The following is a 23,819-nucleotide window of genomic DNA, read 5'->3' as shown; positions in this document are numbered from 1 at the left end:
TCGAGCTTGAAGAAGATCATGGGCAACCAGTCAGTAGGACAGACGCTCTTATCGCTGCTGATCGCGATGACGCTGATTGTCACCTTGACACCAATAGGGCCGACGACTGCTCATGCGGCGGAATCGCCCGACACTGCGCAGTTCGCTGATAAGGGCGATTTGATGCAGTTCAACACGAACGACGCTGATGGAACAGCAAAGGCAGCAAAGGTGTACTTTGGGCAAAACGGTCCTAGTGATGCACAAGCATGGTGGATCGCAGGCAGCCAAAGCATTGGAAGCCTGACCTTGTTCGCGGCGAGTCAGCTTGGGCAAACACAAGTGTTTCAGCAAAGCATGAACGCTATGCCCTATAACGCTGAGTGGGGTTGTGTGTATCAAGGCGAAACTCCAACAGAGGTGTTTCCGAATCATTACGGCGCAAGCAAGCTAAGAGAAGCTTTGCGAGATGCGGAAAGTTCGTTTTTTACAGGTGCAGAGCAAGCCTTGATGAAAACCTCGACGATATATACGAACGACACTAAGAACAACAGTGTTTATTCCACAATTCTACAAGTTGATTTCTCTATAATGACTTTCAGGAAGAGCCGATGCATGGCCTTCCTGCTGGCCGTTGCGGAATCTGGACACCGGCTCTCGGCAATTGTCTTCCAAGGACTTTTCCTATCATGCCACCGGATTCCGTGGCGCCCGCTTATCGCTCATAAGGTTGCTGCCCTACGCTCGTAGAATTCTGCCGAAGGCGGTGCGCCCAACGACTGCGCCAGCCCCATCGAGAGATCGGAGAAGCGTGAAGAGATCTGAAGTCGCGGCGTACGACGTGTTCTGCGGCATCGACGTCGGCAAGACGGGGCACTACATGGTCGCGCTCGACCGCGACGGCGACGACCCCCTCGCGAGAGGCCCAGTCGCGCAGGACGAGGCGATGATCCGCGAGGCGCTCGCGAAGGCGAGCTCGCTCGGGGAGCGCATGCTCGTGACCGTCGATCAATGCGGGGCGTTCGGGAGCCTGGCCGTGGCCGTGGCCAAGGACATGGGACTCGAGGTCGCGCACCTCCCGCCTCGCAAGTTCAAGCAGGTGGCGGAAGCCTACGGGGAGGACAAGACCGACGCGCGAGACGCGTTCATCATTGCCGACGTCTCCCGCAGCGCGCCGCGCCTCATCGAACCTGTGGGCGAGCGCTCCGAGATCATGGCGCAGATCAAGGTCATCTCCTCGTGCCGCGACGACGTCGTGCGCGAGCGGACCCGTTGCTACAACCGCCTGCACGACCTGCTGCACCGGGCCTGCCCCGCGCTCGACAAGGTGCTCAGCAAAGCAAAACTGCACAACGACCTCGAGATACGCCTGGTGGAGCGCTACGGCGGACCCCAGGGCCTGAGGCGCGCCGGCAAGGCGCGCGTGGCCAAGTGGGCCGGCGGCCTCAAGTACCGCAAAACGCGCGGCCCGAAGCTCGCCGAGACGGTGTTCGAGGCGCTGTCCGAGCAGACCGTGACGCTGCCCGCCACCGCCGTCATCGAGGGGCAGGCCAAGAAAATCGCGAGACGCGTCATCGAGCTCGAAGCCGAGGAGAAGGAGCTCAGCGCCGAGCTGGAGCGCCTCTCCAAGCAGGTGGCCGAGGTTGAGCTCTTGGAGAGCATCCCCGGCATCGGCCGCGTGTACGGCGCGACGATCGCCGCCGAAATCGGCGACATCGGCCGCTTCGCGAACGCCCACCATCTGGCCTCGTACGCAGGCGTCGCGCCCGTGAAGAAGGACTCGTGCACTATCAAGGGGAAGAGAAAGCGCAAGGGCGGCAACCGCCGCCTGAAGAACGCCCTCGTCCAGTCCGCAACCCTCGCAGCGTTCCAAGAAGGATCCATGGAGGAAGCCTACTGCATGAAGAAAATCGCCGAGGGCAAGACCCGCAGCCAAGCATGCCTTGCCCTGGCGCGCAGACGCGTAGAGGTCGTCTACGCGATGCTGAAGAACGGCACCTTGTACGAGCCGCCGACTGCGGCGGCGTAGCCAAGCAGAGCGCCCCGCTCCGCCTGCCGCTCCCGCATTATAGCAGGGGCCGGCCTTCTGCGCCCAAAAAGGCCTACCTCTTCCGCAACGCGGAGCCGTTTTCGCACCAGATACTTAGCCGTTGCGGAAGAGGTCTAAAACGCAATCAAATTATAGGTTGATAGGAAAACTGTATCCGGCTTATGGGGATTATGATCATGGTGCCGACGGATATATCACCGTCGGCGCGAACAGTGCGGACTCATTGAACAATGGTCTTCGCATAGATAATACGTATTGGGGAAACAGCGGCTATTTCTGGCTTCGTACACCTTTTGCAAATTATAACATCTATGCTCTGGCAGCGGCCTCAGGCAGATACGTGATTTCCGAGAACGTTGTTTATAATATCGCGATGAAGCCCGCCTTCGAGCTGGATCTGTCATCTGTCGCTTTTGCCTCTGCTGCGCCGTCGGCATTGTCCAACGGTGCTTTGGCGATTGAAAACGTGACGGGTGACGGTGCTTTTACTTTGAGGTATAAAGGGGTCGATCTTGGGTCCGCATCGATAGCTTCAGACTATTCAAAGGTTGATTATTCGAATGTTCCATCAGGCGCCTACCTGGTTGCGCAGAACAGCGACGGTGCATGGGCGCAGGCAGTCAGCGACATGGGCTCCGTTTCCGCCAGCGGTATGGGAATCGACAGCTTTGAGAATTGCAAGGTATGGCTGGAAAAGACGGAAGATGGCCAAAGGATGACCTACGCGACGATGGCGACCGAGACGACCCCCGAGCCCGACCCCGACCCTTCGCCGACACCCACGCCTGGGCCTTCGGTCAGCATCGTCGGAAAATGGGAGATCGGCGCCCTTAATACTGCTAATGTGATCGCTACGCTATACAGCGACGGATCTCTGCATATAAGCGGAAGTGGCGACGTGGCGTTTTCGACTCCTGATGCTCCTTGGAGTTCTCAGGCAGAGAAGATCAGATCAGTTACGATCGAAAGCGGCGTAACACCCTCATCCATGCGAGATTGGTTCTATGGTTGCACCGGTCTTGTCTCGGCTCCAACAATCCCTAGTGGCGTGACCGACATGAGCGGCACCTTTGCTCGGTGCGCCTCTCTTACGGCTGCACCCGAAATCCCGAATAGCGTGAAAGATATGAGTGGCACCTTCACGGGCTGCGCTTCTCTTACGACTGCGCCTGCGATTCCGAACAGCGTGACGAATCTGTCTCGATGTTTCTCCGGTTGCACTGCTCTTGCGGCGGCGCCCGACATGACGAATGCGATCAGCGTTACGGACATGAGCGGTGCCTTCTACGGGTGCACCTCGCTTACAAGCGCACCAGCGATCCAAGATGCTGTGACCGACTTGAGCATGGCGTTCGACGGTTGCACGTCCCTTGTTTCCGCACCAGACCTGTCGAATACGCGCAATGTGACGAACATGAGGCGAACTTTCCAAGACTGCACGTCGCTTGAGAGAGCGCCTGTCATACCAACTAGTGTTACGGATATGGCTGGCACCTTCGAAAATTGCACCTTGCTAAAGACCGCGCCTGATATGTCGAATGCGAGCAACGTCCAAGATATGACCCGTGCTTTCATGGGGTGCACTTCGTTGAAGGTCGCACCCGACTTGTCGAATGCAATCAACGTGAAAGAAATGACGCGAGCTTTCCATGGCTGCGCACTGCTTGAAAGTGTGCCATCGATTCCAAGCAGTGTTACGAACATGACCGGCACCTTCTATGAGTGCATCTCTTTGAGGAGCGTTCCTGCGCTGCCAGACAGCGCAACTAACCTGTTCGGCACGTTTTTCAACTGCGCATCTCTTGCAGCGGCGCCAAAAATTCCAGGAAAAGCAACAAATCTGAACAGCACTTTCCAGGGCTGCACTGCCCTTGTTGCTCCTCCCGATATGTCAGAGGCAAGCAGCGTGGAAGATATGGACGGCACTTTCTATGGCTGCATCTCTCTTGTTGAGGCACCGAAAATTCCAGATAGCGTAGTGAATGCAGCCTACGCTTCTTCGGGCTGCACGTTGCTCAAAGCTTTGCCAGCAATCCCGGACGGCGTGAAGAACATGCAGGGGACTTTTGCGGACTGTCCTGCCATAACGTCCATCCCGGATGGGTGGCACTTCCCGAGCGGTTGCACGAACAGCAAGAACTGTTTTCTTGTATCAGAGGGCGACAAGGTGACAACCTACTGCAGCCGAGCAGACTTCAATCAGCTTTCCCGTGCCTACGACTGGGAAGCGTCCAACCGAACGCTGACCGCGCGCTCCGAGAACCCTGGCGACCCTGATGGTCCGACCGTATCGGACGAGAGCGGTCAGGCTGGCACTGACAATGGATCGAATGTAGCCGATAACGCCGGCTCTTCGGCTGGAAAGAACGAACAGGATTCGAGGGGCGGCCTCCCGTCCACAGGCGACGGCATGCAGCGCAGCATACTGCTCCTTACGGCGATATCGATCATCTCCGCTGCAGTGTTGGTGCTTTCCTGGAGCAGCAAGCTGAGCCCCTATCGCGGCAAACATGCTCGAAAGTGAACTGAAAAGGACGCATCATCATGGCTAAACGCATGCTCAACAAACTACTTTGCCTAACTCTGATCTTCGGCACGATGCCCATGATGGCTTTTGCGATCGAGCCGCAATTGGACGGAACGGACGCAATATCTATACAAGCCGAAGCCTTGGATTTGGAAACCAACGATGCTGTCGTGAAGGTCAATGCGCTGATAGATGGGTTGCCCGACCCCGAAACGCTATCTGCTGAAGATGCGCATGCAATGGATGAAGCCATGCAAGCGATCTCCGATGCCATTAGTGCTATCCCAGAAGATAAGCGCGACGGACTGCATATGGATCGGTACAACGCAGTTCGTGAAGCGCTCGCTGGACCACAAGGCGAACCGATGTCAGCGATGCAGATATTCGTAAAGACCCTAACGGGAAAACATATAACTCTTGAGGTTGAGCCAACGGATCGAATAGAAGACGTAAAGGCAATGATCAGGGATAAAGAGGGAATACCAATCGATCAGCAGAGATTGATTTTTGCAGGAAAGCAGCTCGAAGACGACAATACCTTGCAGGATTACAGTATTCAAAAGGACAGTACGTTACATCTGGTCCTGCGCCATGCATGTCCCTTCGTAATAGAGGGTGGCACACTCGGCACTGATTACGACTGGGTCTATGACGCGGGCGCCGACTGGGGCGAACTCAGGGTCAAGATGACCACGCCTTTGACCATCTCGACGAACGGAGATGTCACCAACGCCGGGATCATAGTCGATGTAGGCAACAACAATGAAGACAACTATGCAGACATCACCTTTAATAACACAGCCATCGAACTTGACGGTCTTTCGGACGCCCGTACTGATAAAGCTGCTCTCCGTATAGCTTCAGGAGGCCTTTTGCTCAATCTGGCCGATGGCTCGACCAACTCGCTTTCATCGGGCGACGATCGCGCAGGTCTCGAAAATGGCATGCAATCTGTCGTCATTCATGGATCAGGAAGTCTCCGCGCCGCCAGCACTAACGGTGCTGGCATCGGAGGAGCTAACGGTCAGAGTGGAGGCAATATCTACATAAGCGAAAATGCAGTGGTCAAAAGCATGTCCCACAATGGAGCGGGTATCGGCGGCGGCAGCGGTGGGTGCAGCGGCGACATCTTGGTCAACGGTGGCACCGTAACGGCAATGTCTAGAGAGGCTGCCGGTATCGGCGGTGGAAAAGGTGCCCCTGACCCGTCACCCTACAGCGAGATAGCCATCGGCGAAGGAACTGTAAACGTCTCATCTGGCGAAGGCTCGGCTGCCATTGGCGCTGCTTATGGTTGCAAATCTGCTCGTATCAGGATCGGATCCCGGGTCTTTGGCCCTTGCTTGAGCCTTACTTCCCGCGATGGGTCTACCTATCTCGGAAACGGGGCCGGATACTCTGGCGATGCTGCCCACGTTGCGATCCAGGGCGGCTTCTTCACCTCGAATGGCGCGACGCTCGGCAATGGCGTTGAGGGAGGAGCGGCCTACGGCATCGCGCCTGCCTCAGGCTACACCGTGGTCGAGAGCACTGACGCAGCGACCAAAGACGAATACCCCTATGCCGTGGAGAAGTCCATGGCAGATGCATCGGGCAATATCGCCGTTCCCGATGGCAAGACACTGACCATCCCTGTCGGCAAGATGCTTACGGTAGCTGCGGACAAGACGCTGACTGTTGACACCGGCGGCAAGGTGATTTGCAATGGCACCCTCATCTGCTACGGTGAACTTCTTAACAATGGCGACATCGTCTGCAACGGCAGGATCGAAGTGTACGGATCCATATCCGGACAGGGATACTACTCTGGGAATGGAGTGCTTGCGATGGCGCCCACGATGTCTCTCGGCGCTGAGCGCGATGGCGTTTCCATAGATACCGCCAAATACGGAGCCAACACAAAGCTGGCATCAAAGCTCACATCGCCTTTCGTCTCCATGTTCAAAGCCGAAACGAAGAGCTCAGAGCCGACTGTCGAATTCTGGCTTGGCGAGCCAGAGAGCGGTCAGCTGCTCGGAACGTCGAGCGTGTCAGGTGACACGGTGGAGCTTGAGCTTACAACGGAGGCGTGGAGAAAAGGCGAATGGAAGCTCGGTGACAACACCATCACAGCCCGATTCGACGGAATGGCTGTCGATGAGCACCGCGAACTTCTCAGCACTACAGCAACGGCAAATATCAAAGTGGCGAAGGGCACGAAGCCCTCAGCTCCAGTGACTCCCACTGTCAAGACCGTCACTGCAGAGAGCATCACGCTTAACGAGCAACCCGCTGGACTTGCCAATGTGGAGTATTGTCTGGTGAAAAGCGTCGATGGAACGATTGCCACCCTGCCTTCCGGTGCGACCTGGCAGATGAGCCCTGTGTTCGAGTCGCTCGATCCAAATACGGCATACACGATCTTCTCGCGATATGCGGGAAATGAGATGTGTGACCCCTCGGAGGCAAGCGCAGGTTTGGGAGTCACGACTCCACGCAATGAAGGCGACGACAGCACGAACACTGGAGATGGCATTAACAACAGTACAGACGCTGGAGATGGCACCAACGGCAGCACGAACGCTAACGATAAAGTAAATCATCCTTCGAATGGTGGATTTTTGAGTGCCACAGGAGACAACTTGGCTATTCTGATGGGGATTTGTTTTTGCCTAATCGTACTGGCTGCAAGTGCTATGAAAGCCAGTTGGCATCGAGCTTCTGCCATCAAACGGGGCAAGCACGTAGCGCGATAACGGAAGGGCGAGCTGAAGAAACGAAACAACTTAGGCAGGCATGCAAGAAGGATAAGCGCCTCCCCTCATTCCCAATGGCCTCCTACGACCTTCTTCTCCCAATGCCCGTCTTCCGCATGGCTCACAGTGTCGTATCCAGTGATCTCGCGGCGAACCTCGCTGTGGTGCCCTGATCCTTCTCCAGCCTTCATATGAGCCTTCGCATGCGCGGAAGTGTTTCCCGTGACGTCCTGACCGCAGATGTTGCAGATCGAGACCTCGACAGTGGAGTAGACGGGAATGCTCTCGGTCCATGCCGCCTTGTCCACGACCCAGACCTGCTCGGTGTCCTCGACCCACTTCCTCTGCGGTGAGCTTTCCGTCGGGGCAGAGGCATTCGGTTTGCTCTCGCTCTTCGATTCAGAGTGCGATGAGATGGAGGCTGTTTGTTTCGATGCTGCAGAAGCCGTGTCGACAGAGCCATCGCCTTCAAGCGAGAACGTCTCATCATCTGCTGGCTCGGTTGCCTCTGTTTGCTGAGCTGCAGAGGCATCTTCCGTCTCGTCGGCCTCGACAACCTCCGGAGCATCGATGCTCTCGACGGATCCGCCTGCTGCGTCTGCGACGGCGCGGCTCGCTCCAATTCCTTCAGCACTTACATCGGCCGAGCAGGACACGAGCGCTACGCCCAGAGCCAGCATGATGGCTAGGACTGCGCAGACTGCTGCCAGCTTTCCCTTGTCGGTTCTGGTCAAATCATTGATCCTCATCTATCTCACCTTCCTACATGAAGCGGAAGACCGCTTTGATAAGCCAACGTACGAAACTACCAACCAACTTCATCCAAATCGCCCCATTCCTCTGCCTGTTCGTCCTCTTCCTTCTCGCGCACAGAGCTTTCCGCCTCGATCGAGGAGATGACGGCATCCACAACATCGGTCGGGATACCCGGCACCTTCGGACTCGGTTCTCCCGTCATCCGCTTGAGATACCCGAAGAGCTCGACAATTCTCGCATGCAGCCCCTTTGAGGAGCTTCCGATACATTCGTATGCGGCCTCGTCGAAGGCCTGAAGATCCACGAGCTCTCCGAACACGCGCTTCATGATCGCCTCGCCATCCACGACGACAAGCTCGACATGATCCAGCTCCTCGGAATCGGCGAGTAGGAACTCCCACCCGCGCTTGCGCTTAGCGGCAGGTGTCTCATCGCTGTTTTCATTTCCGTCTTCGATTGCCTGGTAGCTGTGGGCAGCCATCCAAAGGCCGCCTTCGCCGATCGTGTCGAAGCGCACCTCGAAGTTCGTGAGCATGTTCGTCTTGCCGAAAGGCGCGGCAGAGGTGAACGTCGTCGTGTCGAACACGTCAAGCCTCTGGTCGTCGTAGGTAACCTTGATTATCACCTGTCGCTCCTCTCTCGGTTGCGCCTCTGCTCGGCCTCCTGCGTCCTTGGCGCAAGGTGATGCTGATTCCCGCGCCTTCTCGTCGATGCAGGAGCCGTCTCGCCTTCGCCCCTCCTTGTCATGAGGCCGTTCTCGGCGACGTATACGCGTGCCTCGGCCAGACGCCTGAATCCCTCGCTGCCGAGCTGGTCCCTTCGGGCGAGGGCGGCCGCCCTCGCATCGAAATCCTCCAGGTAGCGGATGTCGAACTTCGCGCACGTCTCAAGGACGGCGGAGAGCCTGGAGAGGTCTTGCAAGTCGTTGAGTTCCACTGCGCTCACGGCGCGGCGTCGTATCTCGCCCTCGGTTCTGCGCTCGGGGTGGTAGGCCGACTGCCTCTCAAAGCGGCTCCTTAGCATCTGCTTGCCGAAGGTGAAGCCGAGCCTCTCGCCGGACACCTTCTTCGTCGGCTCGTCGGCGAGCGAGAAGATCCAGTCGTCGCGCCTGGCCTTCGAGGAGTTGTCGGCTACGTCGATGCCGAGACGCCTGAGAGCCTCCATGAAGTCGGTCTCGCTTCGGGACGTGTTCTTCGCGAGCGCCACGCGCGCCCTTATGTCGCCAACCCAGGAGTAGTTGCCGGAGCGCATGATCTCCTTCTCGGCGCGTCCGAAGTAGATGCCCTGCCGCGTGCGGGCCGTCTTGGGCTCGGTGCTCTTCTGGGACTTCTCGGGCATGACGTTCGAGAGTCCCGTGAGCCCTCGCTCGCGCGCCATATCCTGAAGCGCCCGGTTCAAGTCCTCGGGATGCTCGGTCTGCATCCTGTTTCCCGTGGCAAGATTCGAGCTGTTCACAACCACATGCGCGTGAGGAATCGAACCCTCGTTGTCATCGTGGTAGACGATGGCGATCTGGTTGTCGGGAAAATGTTCGAGAGCCCATGCGCAAGCGAGCTCACGAAGCGAGTCAAGATCGATTCCATCGTCGGGGTCGGGGGATATGACGAAATGCTTGAAGGTCCTGGCGCGCTTCCCCTTCCACGGGGAATCGTGGCCGAGGCTCGCCCTCATGGCATCCATCTCTTCGTCCCATCTCACAAGATTCTTGGCTTCTTGAGGATCGTTGCAGTTGCCCCTCTCGTCCCAACTGAGGTTGAACAGGTCTTTGGCCAGCGCCCTGTTCTTCTTCTCCAGATATCGCCTTATGCCGACCACCGACCCATGGCCCGCTATAGGTTTCAGAATGGGCATCGCTCACGCCTCCATGATCGTCGAGCACTGGAGGCGCGCCAGCTCGTAGACGATCCGTTCGGCGTTCTCGTTCACCGCCGCTAGCTCCGTCTCGATGGTCTCGGCCTTGGGTGCGATGAGCTCGGTGGTCGCCTTGCCGTGGACGATGTAGTAGTTGATCGAGTTCATGGCATGTACGGCCTGGTTGTAGTGGTAGCCCCAGCGCGTGAGCTCCCGCGACATCTGGCGCATCGTCTTCCTGTCGATGACGACGCCGTCGGGGATCTCGCCCTCGGCGGCCTCAGCGAGCATGGGTATCCGGATGAGGTAGCGCAGGTACTTCGACTGCGAGAGCTCAGAAACGCGGCAGCGTTCGACGAGCTTCTGGTAATCGTCCTCCGCGAGGCGGAAGCTCAAGGTTCTGGTCTTGTTCATGGGGTTCATAGGATTACCTCCTAGTGCTTTTCGAAAATTCGTATAAGGGGCGCGGGGGATCCCCCGCCAAGCGGAGGAGAAGGGTGCAAGGCCCGAGCGCCTGCGCTTGCCAGATCCCCCGGGAGTTGGCGGAGCGGAGCCCCCACGCGGCTCAAGCGACATGACTGCTCCATCGCCTCCCGGGGCAAGTGCTATTGGCGACATCGAAGATGTAATACGCCAATAGGCTACTTGCTGGATTCGGCGTCTAAGCGCCGATAAGTCCCAAGGTGGTCACTTAATGCACATCTTCGAGATTCGGGCGCTTATCCGCCGTATCTCAGCGACTGCTTCGCAATCGGCCTTCGATGGCCTTCCCTCCATCGAGGACATGTACGAGCGGAGGTCGTCGAGGATGCGGACGAGCCTCTTGTCGCAAGGGCTCTCAAGTTCGAGCTTGCGCTTGAGGTACTCGGTAGTCTCCTTCTTGGAGAGCCCTGCGGGTCGGCTCACGTAAAGGCGCGTCTGCTTCTCTCTCGGTAGGCCTTTGAGTATCTCGACGCTCGATGCGGAGAGCCGTCCCTCGTCAGCCTCGATGGCCCAGTTCCTGGAAAGGTCGCTCTGGATGGTCTTGGCCATCTTCTCGTCGCGTAAGATCGTCCTTCCGGAGACGGCCTTGCCGGTCTGCTGCTCGATCAGCTCCGCCTTGATGTCCTCGGTTCGCTTCCCCTTGAGCGACGGGTCTTCCGCGCGGAGCCGCTCCGCCTCGATGCCGAGGGCCTCCGTCGCGTATGCCCTCTCGGTCACCGTGAGCGAGCGCACGAAGTAGTTCGCCGTGTGGAGGAGCGTTATCGCCTGGGCGTCCGTGATGCCCTCGACGATCCGGCAGGGAATGCGCGAGAACGCGTCGTCGTCTTTAGCGAGGAGGCGGAATGCCTCAAGGCGGCGGTGCCCGGAAATCATCTGGAAGCCGCCGTCGGCAAGCCTTCTCACGAGCGGGAGGTCGGTGAGGCCGTCGCGCTTGATCGAGCTCGCAAGCTGCCTTATGGCAGAAGCGTCCATCGAGTAGGCGACGTTCGCGGGATGAGCCGCGATGTCTCCGACGGCTATCTCAAGAACAGGGAAGCGTTCGCGCGTCTTTGACTTCTCGTCCAAGAGCCCGGAGATCGAGAACGCCTTGGCGACGTCGCTAGTCGAGCTCATTGAGAACCTCCTCAGCCAAGGCCGCGTAGTCGCGCGCAGGCCTGCTTCCGGGCTCGAACGATGACACCGGCGTCCACTGCCAGCTTCCCTCGCCGACCTTGGATGAGGCGTGGATCACACTTGAGAACTGCGTGTCGGGGAAGAAGCGGTCGAGCACCTCTGCTCCCGTCCTCTCGGCTTTGGTCATGCGGCCGGGAACGCAGGTGCGCAGGATTCGGTACTTGGGGCAGGGCATGCGAAGTGCCTCGGCGATGGATTTGGTTGCCTCCACCGTGAGCGCCGTGCCCCGCATGACCGTGGAGTCGAGCTTCACCGGGATGACGACGATGCCGCCGTCCGCAGCCGCGAGGTACGCGTTGAAGGCCAGGCGCTTGAGCACAGGAGAGCAGTCGATGATCGCGATGTCGTAGGTGTCGTCGGCATCGTCGAGCGCGAACTTGAGCCTCTGCTCGCGCAGCAGCAGCTCGTTCTGGTCGACGAGCTCGATGGTCGACGGGATCACGGAGAGGTTCTCCGTTCCGGTCTCGAAGGCGAGGTCGGCGACGGAGGCCTGCCCGTATAGCAGCTCTATGGAGCTTCGGCCCTCCGTCTTCGCCCTGTCGTAGAGTCCGTAGTAGTCGGTCGCGGAGGCCTGGGGGTCGAGGTCGATCAGGAGCACCCGGCTGCCAGCATCGGCGTAGATGCTGGCGAGGTTCACGGCGCTCGTCGTCTTGCCCACACCTCCCTTGTAGTTGGAGATGGCTATGGTGCGCATGCTTGTCCTTTCTCCCTTGCATCTCGCGCCCGCAGGTTGGAGGTTGGGCGCTTCATGTGGATATGTATTACATTCGGTATAGTACCCTAAAACAGTTCACTTGTGAACTGTTTTAGGGTACTTTGCGATCGCTACCACCATGCGTGGTAGAAGAGCTCGTCCTCCTCGCCGGTCTCCTTGAGCACGTGCTCCAGCATGCTGATCGTCTGGTCGATGCAGTCGGTGTAGTACTCGTCGCCGTAGCCGAATGCCCCGAAGAAGAATCCCTCCTGCACTGGGAGGAGTTTGGGTGCCAGAAAGCGGTTTCCTTTCACGAGCTTGCAGTCGTCCATGAGGCATACGAGGTCTTGTCTGCAGACCGGGTAGTACTCGCAGTTCTCGATGTATCCGTCGGTCGTGTTGCGCTCAAACCAGCCGTGGATGTGGTTCGCCTTGCGCCAGTAGGCCAGAAGCTCGTGCTCGGCGTTTCCGCCCTTGGCTCTGCGGGTGAGGTACATGTCGAGTCCCATTTTCGTGCGTCCTTTCAATCGTTGCTGGATGTCCCCGGGATCCCGCCCGGGCCTTGCGACCCGGACGGGAGCGGGTGTCCTCCTCTGGAGGAACGGAGGTCGTTTATTCCTCCGAGAGGCCGTAGCTCATGGCGTTGATGTGGTGGCGGATCATCGCCCTGTCCTCGCCGACGACCGTTATGGCGACGACGTCGAAGCGCACCGCGCAGTTGCAGATGTCCGGGTTCTTGGCGAGGTAGCTCATCGACATGCGCTCGAAGTCATCGCGCTGCATGGTGGCCTCGTCGAAGCCGAACCCCTCGACCCTTCCGTCGCGCCCCTTCACCTGGACGAAGACGATTGAGTCCTCGTCGTCGGCGACGATGTCGAACTTCCCTTCGCCGTCCGGGCATTCCCAGTTCGCATCGAGGATTTCGTAGCCCCGGCGCTTGAGGAACATCTCTGCCGCGTCCTGTACGTGCTTGCTGAATTCCTTCATTCGAATCGACCTCCAATTCGTCTTCGGCACGGCCCCTTTGGCCTGCCTTGTGAGGCGCATGGCGCACGGCGTCGCGGCCGTGCAAGGGAGGAAGCGAAACGGCGGATCGAGGAAGCATCTCTGCCGTGCTGGTTTTCCTATTTGTTTTCGGGGTCGTAGGAAATGAGTTCATCCCTGAAAAGAAATTGGAAAAGCATCGCGGCCCTTGCGCGGCAACGAGCGGCGCTGTGCGAGGGTGCGACGTTCAAGGAAGGCGAAGGGGCATGTGCGAGATGCGGAGGTTGCGTCTATGAAGGAAACAGCACGCCCGCGTGGGAAGACGCTCCGCCCGGGCGGAGAAGTTATGCGAAAAAGGGACACCCGGAACGGAGGTTCGAGATCATCGCTTAGAATGAGTAATCAACGCATGTAATACAGATGGGGCGCAAGAGAAGGGACAGGGATCATGGCGAACAACAGCAAGTCCAAGCTGAAGCTGCTGTACCTGAAGCGCATCCTCGAAGAGGAGACCGACGAGAGCCACGGGCTGTCTATGACGCAGCTCATCGATCGCTTGCATGCCTACGAGATACCGGCGGAGCGCAAGGGCGTCTACCGCGACCTTGAGACGCTCAAGGAATTCGGTCTCGACATCCGCACCTACCAGAGGAACCCGGTGCAGTACGCGGTCGTGAGGCGGGACTTCACACTGTCCGAGCTGATGCTTTTGGTGGACGCTGTGGAATCGTGCAAGTTCCTCACGAAGAGCCAGTCGAGGTCGCTCACCACGAACCTGAAGCTGCTCGCGAGCGACCATGAGCGGGCGCTGCTCGATCGGCGGATACACGTGCAGGGAAGGATCACGTCCAAGAAGGACGGGGTGTTCGGATGCATCGACGTTTTGCATGACGCCATGCGCCAGCACAAGAAGGTCTCCTTCATGTACTACAAGTTCAACCTCAAGGGCGAGCGCAAGGCGACCCACGACGGCAAGCCGCATGAGGTGACGCCCGTGGGCATCACCTACTGGGGTGGCTATTACTATCTGACCGCGTGGAACGACGATCATGAGTGCATGACCGAGTTCAGGATAGACCGCATGGAGCGCTTACGGGTGTCCCAAAACGCGGCAACGCGGAACGACGAGATCACGCATCATACATTCGACGGAGACGACCACGAGAGCTTCGGGCGCTTCGGAGGGGAGCCCGTCACTGCGACGCTCCTCGTCGACGGTGACAAGGTGGAGATTATCATGGATCGCTTCGGCGATGCCGCTGAGATGTACGAGCACGACGATGAGACCGCTAAAGCGATCGTGAAGATCCGCAAGTCCGAGCCGTTCTTCGGCTGGATTGCGGGGCTCGGAGGCACTGTGAGAATACATGGGCCGAAAAGCTTGAAGAAAGAGTACAACGAGTATCTAAAAGGCTTGATAGAGGAATAGAGGAAGAGAATCCATGCCCTCAGTAACACAAATTGTTGGAACGGCACATCAGCCTAGGAAGGGGTATTTGCCCCTTTCGAAGTTTGACATGATCCAATATGAAGATAGTCGAGTCGTCTCCGGGAACTACAACGTCCACCCGTCTCTGGTGGGACTCGCGGTCGATTACGGCACGAGACTCATGCAGGGAACGGCTCCGAGGGAAGTGTTCTCAGTTGCCTTGGCAGGTGCATCTTTAGTGGGGGCGACAAACCAAGCCGAGGAACTTATCTCCGATCTCAGTGAGAACTTCAGCGTTGGGGCTGGCATTTCTCCACAGGGGATCGTTGACATCTGCAAGCTGTCGGGATTCGATTCCGCTTTCAGGGCGGGGTTCAGGGCCTATAAGCCAGTGTCCGAGATCAAACCCGACGATCAGACCGTATCTGACATACAAACGCTCATAGAGCGCACACTCGAATTCTTCTCAGAGAACGGTCCCGTGATCTCAAGCGGCTTCACCTTCAGCGGAGGCTATTCCGACAGCATCGAATCAGGTGACGCCGATTACCTCACGCCCGACACCATATGGGATCTCAAAGTGAGGAAGGCCCAGCCGAACAAGAACTCGACCCTCCAGGTGCTTCTCTACTACCTGCTGAGCCTCCATTCGGAACAAGAGGAGTTCAAAGGCGTCACCAAGGTGGGCATCTACAACCCCTATCTCCAGTGCGCATGGGTGGTCGATGTGCTCTCGCTCGAAGAGTCGATGCTCAAAGAGGTCGAGGAGAACGTCCTCAAACTTCAGGGCAAGCACTATCCCGATGCGGCAAGCGTGAGGTTCGACCAGTCCTCATCGCGCATGATATACCAGGTGATCGACTGGATCAGGGCGTCATCAGAAAGCGAACGGGAAAAGGGAGACAAATTCGAGCGCGCTACCCGATTCTATCTGGAGCATGACCCAGTATACAGCCAGAGGTTCAGCCGCGTATGGATGTGGAAGGACGCGCCGACGAACGACGGCATAGATATGGGCATCGATCTCGTCGCCCAAGACGCGGAGGACGGAAGCTACTGGGCGATCCAATGCAAGTGCTACCAGAAGGCCACGTTGGACTACAACGATGTCGCCACGTTCTACGGCAAAACCGGTGCCACGGATCAGTACAAGCACAACATGATCGTCACGACCTGCGCCGATTTCGGACCAAACTTAAACAAGATAGCCAAGCAATGGGACACCGTAAGGCTATTTGCTGATGGTATGGCGCAATCCGAGGTGGACTGGGACGCCTTCATGGAAGGTCGCGAAACCATGGAACGCAAGTTCAAGGATCCGTTGCCGCACCAGCGCGAGGCCATCGATGCCTGCATTGACGGTTTCGACGTACATGAGCGCGGTCAGCTCATCATGGCGTGTGGCACGGGAAAAACCCTGACCTCCCTTAGGCTTGAAGAGGAGCTGCTCCCGGAAGGGTCGGTAGTTCTTTTCCTGGCTCCATCGATTGCCCTCGTCTCGCAGACTATGAGGGAATGGGCCAACCAGTCGAAGCGCCCTATGCGCTGCGCAGTAGTATGCTCGGATGCCAAGGCATCCAGCACTGATGGCGATACGTGGGAGACATCGCTCTCCGACATCCCGTATCCCGCTACCACTGATCCAGACGACCTGTACAACCAGATATCGAAGTTCGACCGCAAGTCTGGGGTCAACGTTATCTTCTCAACCTATCAGTCTATCCAGGTCGTATCGGACGCGCAGAGAAAGGGACTCGACCCCTTTGATCTGATCGTTTGCGACGAGGCCCACAGAACCACCGGTGCTTCCGAGATCGTGGACGATCTCAAGAATCAGAGCGAGTTCACCAAGGTCCACAACAACAGACTCGTATCAGCGAAGAAGCGCCTCTACATGACGGCGACTCCCAAGCTCTATGGCGACAACGCCAGAAGGCAAGCTAAGACGGAGAACTACGAGATCTCATCGATGGATGACATCGATAAGTTCGGTCCCGTCTTCTACCGCCTTACGTTCGGGCGTGCTGTGGACGAGGGTCTTCTCACAGATTACAGGGTGATCGCCCTCACGGTTTCCGAGGATGTCGTGAGCGATGTCTACCAGATGGCAATGGCGCAGGAAGATGGGTTCGAGATCACCGATGCAGCGAAGGTCATAGGGTGCTGGAAAGGTCTAGCCGATCAAGGCAAGGGCGACGAGGGTGTAGCTCTCAAGAACGCCGTCGCATTCTGTTCGACCATCCCCGAATCGAAGCGCATGGCAGAGTATTTCCAGCAGACCGTGAACGCGTACCTCGAATATGAAAACGAGCAGGGAAACGAAGTTCCCCTCCTGGAATGTCGCGTCGACCATGTCGACGGCACCATGGACATGGGCCTGCGCAAGGAGAAGCTGCGTTGGCTAGCTGACGTCGACGATCCCGACGAGGACGGCGGCGAATGCCACGTGCTGTCAAACGTCCACTGCCTCTCGGAAGGCGTGGACGTCCCGAATCTCGACGCCATCATGTTCCTGCAGCCCAAGAAGTCCCGCATCGAGGTGGTTCAGGCCGTCGGGCGCGTCATGCGCCGATTCGAGGGCAAGGAATATGGTTACATCATCCTCCCCGTGGTCATACCTGCGGGAATGACGCCAGAGGAGGCACTCGACAACACCGACGCCTTCAAGGTCGTCTGGGAAATTGTGCAAGCTCTCAGAAGCCACGACGAGAGGCTTGACGGCGCGATCAACGGGCTCGAATACGATCCAGCCACCACAGCTGTTGTGGACGTCATCAACATCAGCAAGGATCAGGCCAAGCCTCCTTCTGAGCATGACGGCAAAGGTGATAACTTGCCAGCAGAGGATGCCGAGACCGGCGAGCAAATGAAGATATTCTTCACGGATCAAGAGCTGCAAGAAGCGGTCAATGCGGTGCTCGTCAAGAAGTGCGGCACAAAGGTATATTGGGAAGATTGGGCAAAGGATATCGGGCAGATCGCCAAACGACACATCGAGCGCGTAGGCGAGCTCGTCCTAAACGAAGGTCCCGCATCAAAGGAATTCGAGTCATTCCTCAAAGGTCTGAGAGACTCCCTGAATAACGGTATCACTGAGGATGAAGCCGTCGAAATGTTGGCCCAGCATATGATCACGCTCCCCGTATTCGAGGCGCTCTTTTCCGGAGCCGAATTCGCTTCTTCGAATCCTGTCTCTATCGCCATGGAAGAAATGGTGGATACGCTGAGGCAGTATGGTATAGAGACAGAAGGTGAGAAAAGGGAACTCGCTGAATTGTACTCAAGCGTCAAATTAAGAGCTGAGGGCGTAAAGACCGATGGCGGACGGCAGAAGATCATCAAGGAACTCTACGAGAAATTCTTCAGTCAGGCATTCAAGGCGACATCCGAGAAGATGGGCATCGTTTACACGCCGAATGAGGTTGTGAACTACATCCTGCATGCTACTGATCGCCTGCTGCGTAAGGAATTTGGACTGAGCCTGGCCAACAAGGGGGTGAACATACTCGATCCCTTCACGGGCACTGGCACCTTCATCGTGAACCTTATACAGGACGAAGAGCTCATGCCGACGGACAAGTTGCCGATGAAGTACCGTAGCGAGATATGGTGCAACGAGATACTTCTGCTTGCCTACTACATAGCGACCATCAACATCGAGTATGCCTACCATTCACGCGTCTCTGGGGAGTACGTACCTTTCGAGGGCGCAGTTCTGACGGATACGTTCCAGATGTACGAGGAAGGCGATCCGCTCGACATTGAGATGTTCGTGGACAACACGGAGCGTATAATCAAGGAGATGGAAACTCCCATCAACGTCATTGTGGGGAATCCACCTTATTCTGCCGGTCAAAAGAACGAAAACGACAACGCAAAGAACCTCTCGTACCCAACGCTGGATGCGAAGATAAGGGCGACCTATGCAGATCGTTCAACAGCAACCCTTAAGAACTCGCTGTACGATTCGTACATCCGGGCATTCCGATGGGCGTCTGACCGCATCGGAAACAGGGGCATCGTCTCCTTCGTCACTAACGGTGGCTGGCTCGACGGCGGCTCTACGGATGGATTCCGCAAGACCCTCGCCGATGAGTTTAGCTCGATTTATGTGTTCAATCTGCGTGGTAACCAATACACGCAAGGTGAGCAATCTCGGAAAGAAGGAGGTAAGATTTTCGGATCTGGATCACGCGCTGCAATTGTCATAACTATGCTCATCAAGAATCCGAACTCCGAGGAACGCGGTGTTATTCACTACCACGACATCGGTGATTACCTCACACGGGAAGAGAAGCTCGCAATAATCAAGGATGCTGCTCAAGACGATGCTTTTGAATGGGATCGGATCGTCCCGGATCGGCATGGGGATTGGCTCAACCAGCGTGACGATTCTTGGTACGATTTCGCACCCCTCGGAATCGAAAAGGGCAAAGAACCACATGGGATCTTTATCAATTGGTCAAGTGGCGTTAAGACAAATCGCGATCCTTGGGCAGTGAATTACAGTTTCTCCGAGTTGGAGCGCAACATGTCCAGAATGACGGAAGCATACAACGAGGAGATCGATAGATGGCTAGCATCTGGCAAACCGAAAAACATCGATGCATTTGTTGATTCAGACGAGACACGGATCAAGTGGACTCGAGAACTAAAATCAGATCTCGTTCAGCAAAAGAGAGGTACTTTCTCAGGAGATGCTATTCGGGATACAGCTTATCGTCCGTTTTCGGAGCAGTACCTCTACCTAAGCCGCCAAATGAATAACTGTGTTTATCAAATACCGCAGATTTTTCCTGAACGGACAACTTATAACCTATGCATTGGGGTATCAGGACCCGGCAGTAAGAAAAGCTCTTGCTTTATCGTAGACAGCATTCCTAGCTACGACTTGATTGAAAAGGGACTTTTCTTTCCTATGTATTGGTATGAAAGAAGAAATGAGCTCGGTGGTCTTTTTTCTTTTGAGTCAGGAGAACCAGAACGGCGTGATGCTATTACTGATGAGGCGCTAGATGTTTTTAGAAAGATTTATCCGCGCGCTTTTGATGCGCATGGTAAACAGGCAGCTCGTACGAAAAAGCATGGCGGAGTCGAGCTGACCAAAGAAGATATTTTCTACTATATCTATGGCATCCTTCATTCTCCTGAATATAGGAGCAGGTTCGAAGCAAACCTGAAGAAGGAACTACCTCGTATTCCACTTGCAGAGGACTTTAGAGCATTTTCTTTAGCGGGTCGAAAACTCGCGCAGCTGCACCTAGATTACGAGAACGTTCAACCATATCCTTTAACGTACCGAGGCAATCTGGACAATCCCGGTCGAGTGCAGAAAATGAAATGGGGCAAGCGCAAAGATCCAGAAACGGGCAAGAAGGTGGATGATCATACGACGCTCATCTATAACGGGAACCTGACCTTTACCGACATTCCAGAAGCTGCCAATGATTACAAGGTAAATGGACGCAGCCCGCTAGAATGGTTAATAGACCGTTATCAGGTGAAAACGGACAATGCTTCGGGTATTGTGAACGACCCCAACGACTATAGCGAAGATCACGCCTACATCAGTGGCCTAATCCCTCGTCTTGTGACTGTAGCTATGGAGACACAAAGCATCATTAGCCTTCTGCCTCCTCTTAACGAATTAGAGCAACCTGCGAATTGGCCTTTTGCTTGGCAAACGGAAGAATGATTCCAGCAACAGCCGTCCGATAAGACACAGGAAAACAACAATGATTAAGAATGTTAGTGACCCATCTATTGCAAATATCCTATCGACCGATGCTTCAAAGGTCTACTACATACCAAGGTATCAACGTGAGTACACTTGGGGTCAGCGTGATTGGTCCAACCTCTATGATGATATCTTTGACAATGACCCGGGATACTTCCTTGGTTCCATAATCGTGATACAAGGCGAGATAGATCCAAAAACCAACGTCATAGATTTCGAGGTCATCGATGGGCAGCAGCGACTTACGACCATAAGCCTACTTCTATGTGCTCTATATGCAAGGATTAACGAACATCCTGACGCTATAGATGAAGATATTAGTTCGGATGATGTGAGGCCACTGCGAAACAGGCTTATTCTCAAAGCAGACAAAGGAACGAGTCGTGTTGTGCCCCAGGTTCAAAATCACGATTTAGAGGACTATCGATGGACATTAAAAGAGCACGCTGGGCTCAATGTTGTGATGCAAAAGCCTAAATACTATGGGGTTAGAAAGATAGCAAAGGCGTTCGACTATTTCTACGACAGGCTGGGAGAAGAGATCTGCGGTTTAGACGATGAGCAATCCATCCAGAAGCTACTTGAGATGAGCAGACTACTTTGCTCTGCCGTTCTCGTTCAAATAAGTGTAGACAGCCATGCGGATGCTTATACGCTATTTGCTTCTCTCAACAACCGTGGTGTTCCGCTGTCTGCTGTCGACTTGATAAAGAACACTCTGCTCGCAAAGGTTGCTGACGCCGACGAAAACGAGCTGGATTACTACTTCGATCAATGGCAGGAGATGCTACGCAATCTAGGCGATGATTACACGACGCAAGAGAGGTTCTTCCGTCAAAACTATGATGCATTCAGGAGGGCGATCAATAAGCCTTTCGTTCAAGATGGAGGCGCGCAATTGCCACTCGGATCCGTGGCGACACGATCCAACTTACTGAAGATCTATGAGAAGAGAATTGGACAAGAGAACGGCGCATTGAGCGTCTTGGACGAGCTCATCGAAAACTCATCGATCTACTCTAAGATTATCGGCATCAACCGTGAAGGCATGGACAAAGACCTCGAATCGGAACTTACGGAGCTTGCAAGAGCGCAGGGCGTTCCGTCGTATCTGCTCCTCCTACATCTCATGAAAAAAAGCGTGGAGCTGAAAATAGATGATCGTATGCTGGCGAGAATCGTTGAGCTGCTCACCCTCTTCTTCGTAAGGCGAAACATCACAGATACTCCACCGACCCGAGATCTTGAGCGCCTGTTCATAAGCATTTGCGAAGGCATTGAAGATAGCAATCTCAAGGGCACCGAGGCCGCTAAGTACATCCGCGAGCGCTTGGTTGACATTTCTGCAAGCGACGCAGCGTTCGAAGAACGACTGGCTGGCCCGATTTATGATGTCAACCCGGATATGACACGATTCATACTCACTGTTCTGGCAGAGCCCAGCGTTACCAAGGAAATGAAAGGGTTATGGGAGCGCTATCCTTCCGGGAATTACGTATGGACAATTGAACACGTCTTCCCACAGGGAGAAAATATTCCCCAGGAATGGGTAGATATGATTGGGGGCGGCGACAGATCAGAGGCACAAAAAATCCAAGCTGAACTTGTGCACACGCTGGGCAATCTGACGATTTCTGGCTACAACTCCAAACTCAGCAATATGTCATTCGTTGAAAAGCGAGATAGAAAGGATTCAAACGGATTCAATGTGGGCTATCGCAATGGCCTTAACCTAAACGAAGATTTGGTGTCTGTAGATAAATGGACGCGCGATCAAATTAAAAGCCGTACGGACAAACTAATTAGCCAAGCTTTGGAGGCGTTTACTTTCGACAATGTCGAATTCTAAAACGGTAAGTTTGTTTTACCGACGACAATATCGGAACAAACTACAATAAGCGTTTAACTAGCTCACGGCTTACCATCGTTGATCCGATAATTTCATCATAGCTTTTGTCGCGCAACCAACAAAGGCAAGCATCAGGTTCGATGCTTGCCTTAACGGTTTCAGGTAAGTGATCGCCGACATTCCCACCACCAACTGCGCCTAGGTTGTGCTTTATAACCTCGTTCTCGCACCAGATCATTACGTCATCCGACTCAAACCTGAAAATCAAAGCGAAAGGTTCATACCAATCCATGAAATCGCAATCCCAGAGCCTGAGCACATCCGCAAGGTAGTCGTCGTCAAACGCCATGAGAGTAGCACGAACATCATCTGGAATGGCCATTGTGGTTTCTTCAGTCATCTTCACCTAGCTACCTCTCGTTTTCGGCAAGCATACAATGCTAGCCAGATGAAGGGTGCGCACAAATGGGACACCCTTCGAATTTCTGTACGCATCTCCTCTGGGAGCCTGCATCTTGCAATCTCGCCGCCATGTCCTGCTGCGAATTCGGGAACAGGTGCGCATACCGGTACGTGATGTCGATGGACTCGTGTCCTACCCGGTTGGCGATGTCGGTCGCGCTGTAGCCCATGTCTATCAGAATGGAGACGTGGCTGTGGCGAAGGTCGTGCACGCGGATCCTCTTTACTCCCGCTATCTTGCAGCCCCTATCCATCTCATTGCAGAGATATTTCCTGGTCAGTCCCTCGAAGATCCGCTCATCGTCCGCGATATGGAGGAAGAGCCTGATGTATTCCTCTACCTCCTCCGCCAGGAACCTCGGTATCCTGAACTGCCGGTAGGACTTCTCCGTCTTCGGTGGCCCGACGATGTCCTCGCCGCCTCTCCTGTACACGGATTTGCTTATATCGAGGTAGCAGTTCTCGAAATCGAAGTCCGCTGGCGTGAGCGCCAGGAGCTCCCCCTCCCTTATGCCCGTCCAGTAAAGTATCTCGAAGGCATAGTACGATGCCACCTTGTCGCAAATGGCGTCGAGGAACAGGTCGAACTCTGTCTTCGACCATATCTTCATCTCGTCGGTCTTTTGCTTGCCCGTCTTCTTTACCTTCTTGACGGGATTGGGATCCAAGTCGTAGTTCTTGGCCGCGTGGTTGAAGATGGCCGCAAGTTCGCTGTTGAGCTTCCTCACGTAGGTGGGGGCCAGGGGCTCCCCGTTCTTCTTCCTCGCCTCCGACAGCCAAACTTGCCAGTGGACTATGTCTATCGACGTTATCTCGTTCAGGGGCTTCTTCTCGAAGAAGGGGATGATCCACTTGCTCAGCGATTGGACCTTCGTGTCATAGGTGGAGATCCGCACCCTCGGGCCGACGTTCTCCATGTAGATGCCTGCGAAGTCCTTGAAGGGCAGATACCTTGCAAGCGACGCCTTAGCCTTGAAGTCGTCCTCGTAGTCGTTTGCCTCCTGCTCGGTCCCGAAGCCGCGCTTCTTCTTCCTCTTCTTCTCTTTCTTAAAGTTCTCGTAGTAGAAGAGCGCGTACCAGGTTCCGTTGTCGTCTAGGTACGCTGGCATG

16 protein-coding genes and 1 pseudogene are annotated in these 23,819 nt (G+C 55.6%); 7 read left to right on the top strand and 10 right to left on the bottom strand.

Annotated elements, in window-relative coordinates; translation table 11 throughout:
- The first annotated feature begins 6 nt into the window (after nucleotides 1-6).
- The 4 genes from FXZ76_RS03900 (at nucleotide 7) to FXZ76_RS03885 (ending at nucleotide 7,291) form a co-directional block, all read left to right on the top strand.
- Nucleotides 7-729, top strand: coding sequence for a hypothetical protein (locus tag FXZ76_RS03900; RefSeq protein WP_079535863.1), 723 nt, complete (start codon nucleotides 7-9; stop codon nucleotides 727-729).
- A gap of 61 nt (nucleotides 730-790) precedes the next feature.
- Complete coding sequence (locus FXZ76_RS03895; RefSeq protein WP_079535862.1) at nucleotides 791-2,008, top strand: IS110 family RNA-guided transposase; 1,218 nt, start codon at nucleotides 791-793, stop codon at nucleotides 2,006-2,008.
- 394 nt (nucleotides 2,009-2,402) lie between these two features.
- On the top strand, nucleotides 2,403-4,553 hold the full coding sequence (locus tag FXZ76_RS06440) for a BspA family leucine-rich repeat surface protein (RefSeq protein WP_331712582.1): 2,151 nt from the start codon (nucleotides 2,403-2,405) through the stop codon (nucleotides 4,551-4,553).
- Nucleotides 4,554-4,573: 20 nt separating this feature from the next.
- Nucleotides 4,574-7,291: a ubiquitin-like protein gene (locus tag FXZ76_RS03885; protein WP_197682100.1), complete on the top strand. Its 2,718-nt coding sequence runs from the start codon at nucleotides 4,574-4,576 to the stop codon at nucleotides 7,289-7,291.
- Between the two features lie 65 nt (nucleotides 7,292-7,356).
- Here the strand turns inward: FXZ76_RS03885 and FXZ76_RS03880 are convergent, their stop codons facing one another.
- The 8 genes and pseudogenes from FXZ76_RS03880 to FXZ76_RS03845 form a co-directional block, all read right to left on the bottom strand.
- Nucleotides 7,357-8,040, bottom strand: a complete 684-nt coding sequence (locus FXZ76_RS03880; RefSeq protein WP_079535860.1) for a hypothetical protein — start codon at nucleotides 8,038-8,040, stop codon at nucleotides 7,357-7,359.
- 56 nt (nucleotides 8,041-8,096) lie between these two features.
- Nucleotides 8,097-8,672 carry a hypothetical protein gene (locus FXZ76_RS03875; protein WP_079535859.1) on the bottom strand — a complete coding sequence of 192 codons (576 nt, stop codon included), beginning with the start codon at nucleotides 8,670-8,672 and terminating at the stop codon, nucleotides 8,097-8,099.
- Nucleotides 8,669-9,898 (bottom strand): relaxase/mobilization nuclease domain-containing protein, encoded by a 1,230-nt coding sequence (locus FXZ76_RS03870; protein WP_079535858.1) that lies wholly within the window; start codon nucleotides 9,896-9,898, stop codon nucleotides 8,669-8,671. Before FXZ76_RS03870 ends, FXZ76_RS03875 begins: the two co-directional genes overlap by 4 nt.
- Nucleotides 9,899-9,901: 3 nt before the next feature.
- A complete protein-coding gene (locus tag FXZ76_RS03865) occupies nucleotides 9,902-10,321 on the bottom strand; it encodes a CopG family transcriptional regulator (RefSeq protein WP_079536898.1) in 420 nt (139 codons plus the stop codon).
- Nucleotides 10,322-10,585: 264 nt separating this feature from the next.
- Nucleotides 10,586-11,494, bottom strand: a complete 909-nt coding sequence (locus FXZ76_RS03860; RefSeq protein ID WP_079535857.1) for a ParB/RepB/Spo0J family partition protein — start codon at nucleotides 11,492-11,494, stop codon at nucleotides 10,586-10,588.
- Nucleotides 11,481-12,248: a ParA family protein gene (locus FXZ76_RS03855; RefSeq protein ID WP_079535856.1), complete on the bottom strand. Its 768-nt coding sequence runs from the start codon at nucleotides 12,246-12,248 to the stop codon at nucleotides 11,481-11,483. Before FXZ76_RS03855 ends, FXZ76_RS03860 begins: the two co-directional genes overlap by 14 nt.
- A gap of 131 nt (nucleotides 12,249-12,379) precedes the next feature.
- The gene (locus tag FXZ76_RS03850; protein WP_079535855.1) at nucleotides 12,380-12,757 is read right to left on the bottom strand and encodes a hypothetical protein; all 378 of its coding nucleotides are present in this window, start codon (nucleotides 12,755-12,757) and stop codon (nucleotides 12,380-12,382) included.
- 103 nt (nucleotides 12,758-12,860) lie between these two features.
- Nucleotides 12,861-13,148, bottom strand: a pseudogene (locus tag FXZ76_RS03845) (YraN family protein); the annotation flags it as partial.
- 532 nt (nucleotides 13,149-13,680) lie between these two features.
- Here FXZ76_RS03845 and FXZ76_RS03840 point away from each other — a divergent pair.
- Genes FXZ76_RS03840 through FXZ76_RS03830 form a run of 3 tightly spaced genes read left to right on the top strand, consistent with a single transcriptional unit; the run spans nucleotide 13,681 to nucleotide 22,247 of the window.
- On the top strand, nucleotides 13,681-14,661 hold the full coding sequence (locus FXZ76_RS03840) for a helix-turn-helix transcriptional regulator (protein ID WP_079535852.1): 981 nt from the start codon (nucleotides 13,681-13,683) through the stop codon (nucleotides 14,659-14,661).
- Nucleotides 14,662-14,674: 13 nt separating this feature from the next.
- Nucleotides 14,675-20,356: a DEAD/DEAH box helicase gene (locus FXZ76_RS03835; protein WP_079535851.1), complete on the top strand. Its 5,682-nt coding sequence runs from the start codon at nucleotides 14,675-14,677 to the stop codon at nucleotides 20,354-20,356.
- Nucleotides 20,357-20,396: 40 nt separating this feature from the next.
- Nucleotides 20,397-22,247 carry a DUF262 domain-containing protein gene (locus FXZ76_RS03830; protein ID WP_079535850.1) on the top strand — a complete coding sequence of 617 codons (1,851 nt, stop codon included), beginning with the start codon at nucleotides 20,397-20,399 and terminating at the stop codon, nucleotides 22,245-22,247.
- A 40-nt stretch (nucleotides 22,248-22,287) separates the two neighbouring features.
- On the opposite strand, the gene FXZ76_RS03825 is transcribed toward FXZ76_RS03830, so the two are convergent.
- Both FXZ76_RS03825 and FXZ76_RS03820 read right to left on the bottom strand, forming a co-directional pair.
- Nucleotides 22,288-22,647: a hypothetical protein gene (locus FXZ76_RS03825; RefSeq protein ID WP_147571530.1), complete on the bottom strand. Its 360-nt coding sequence runs from the start codon at nucleotides 22,645-22,647 to the stop codon at nucleotides 22,288-22,290.
- 40 nt (nucleotides 22,648-22,687) lie between these two features.
- Nucleotides 22,688-23,818, bottom strand: coding sequence for a tyrosine-type recombinase/integrase (locus FXZ76_RS03820; RefSeq protein ID WP_079535848.1), 1,131 nt, complete (start codon nucleotides 23,816-23,818; stop codon nucleotides 22,688-22,690).
- Nucleotide 23,819 lies beyond the last annotated feature (1 nt).

It is taken from the genome of Phoenicibacter congonensis, from assembly GCF_902386915.1.
In the GTDB taxonomy this organism is placed as follows: Bacteria; Actinomycetota; Coriobacteriia; order Coriobacteriales; family Eggerthellaceae; genus Phoenicibacter; species Phoenicibacter congonensis.
Note: the sequence above shows the minus strand (reverse complement) of the source record. Positions and strands in the feature narration are given on the sequence as shown.

What these genes read in the sequence shown, in the direction of transcription:
- FXZ76_RS06440 (WP_331712582.1), top strand. Translation starts at nt 2,403, where the DNA reads ATGAAGCCCGCCTTCGAGCTGGATCTGTCATCTGTCGCTTTTGCCTCT.
- FXZ76_RS03885 (WP_197682100.1), top strand. Translation starts at nt 4,574, where the DNA reads ATGGCTAAACGCATGCTCAACAAACTACTTTGCCTAACTCTGATCTTC.
- FXZ76_RS03880 (WP_079535860.1), bottom strand. Translation starts at nt 8,040, where the DNA reads ATGAGGATCAATGATTTGACCAGAACCGACAAGGGAAAGCTGGCAGCA.
- FXZ76_RS03870 (WP_079535858.1), bottom strand. Translation starts at nt 9,898, where the DNA reads ATGCCCATTCTGAAACCTATAGCGGGCCATGGGTCGGTGGTCGGCATA.
- FXZ76_RS03865 (WP_079536898.1), bottom strand. Translation starts at nt 10,321, where the DNA reads ATGAACCCCATGAACAAGACCAGAACCTTGAGCTTCCGCCTCGCGGAG.
- FXZ76_RS03860 (WP_079535857.1), bottom strand. Translation starts at nt 11,494, where the DNA reads ATGAGCTCGACTAGCGACGTCGCCAAGGCGTTCTCGATCTCCGGGCTC.
- FXZ76_RS03855 (WP_079535856.1), bottom strand. Translation starts at nt 12,248, where the DNA reads ATGCGCACCATAGCCATCTCCAACTACAAGGGAGGTGTGGGCAAGACG.
- FXZ76_RS03850 (WP_079535855.1), bottom strand. Translation starts at nt 12,757, where the DNA reads ATGGGACTCGACATGTACCTCACCCGCAGAGCCAAGGGCGGAAACGCC.
- FXZ76_RS03840 (WP_079535852.1), top strand. Translation starts at nt 13,681, where the DNA reads ATGGCGAACAACAGCAAGTCCAAGCTGAAGCTGCTGTACCTGAAGCGC.
- FXZ76_RS03835 (WP_079535851.1), top strand. Translation starts at nt 14,675, where the DNA reads ATGCCCTCAGTAACACAAATTGTTGGAACGGCACATCAGCCTAGGAAG.
- FXZ76_RS03830 (WP_079535850.1), top strand. Translation starts at nt 20,397, where the DNA reads ATGATTAAGAATGTTAGTGACCCATCTATTGCAAATATCCTATCGACC.
- FXZ76_RS03825 (WP_147571530.1), bottom strand. Translation starts at nt 22,647, where the DNA reads ATGACTGAAGAAACCACAATGGCCATTCCAGATGATGTTCGTGCTACT.
- FXZ76_RS03820 (WP_079535848.1), bottom strand. Translation starts at nt 23,818, where the DNA reads ATGCCAGCGTACCTAGACGACAACGGAACCTGGTACGCGCTCTTCTAC.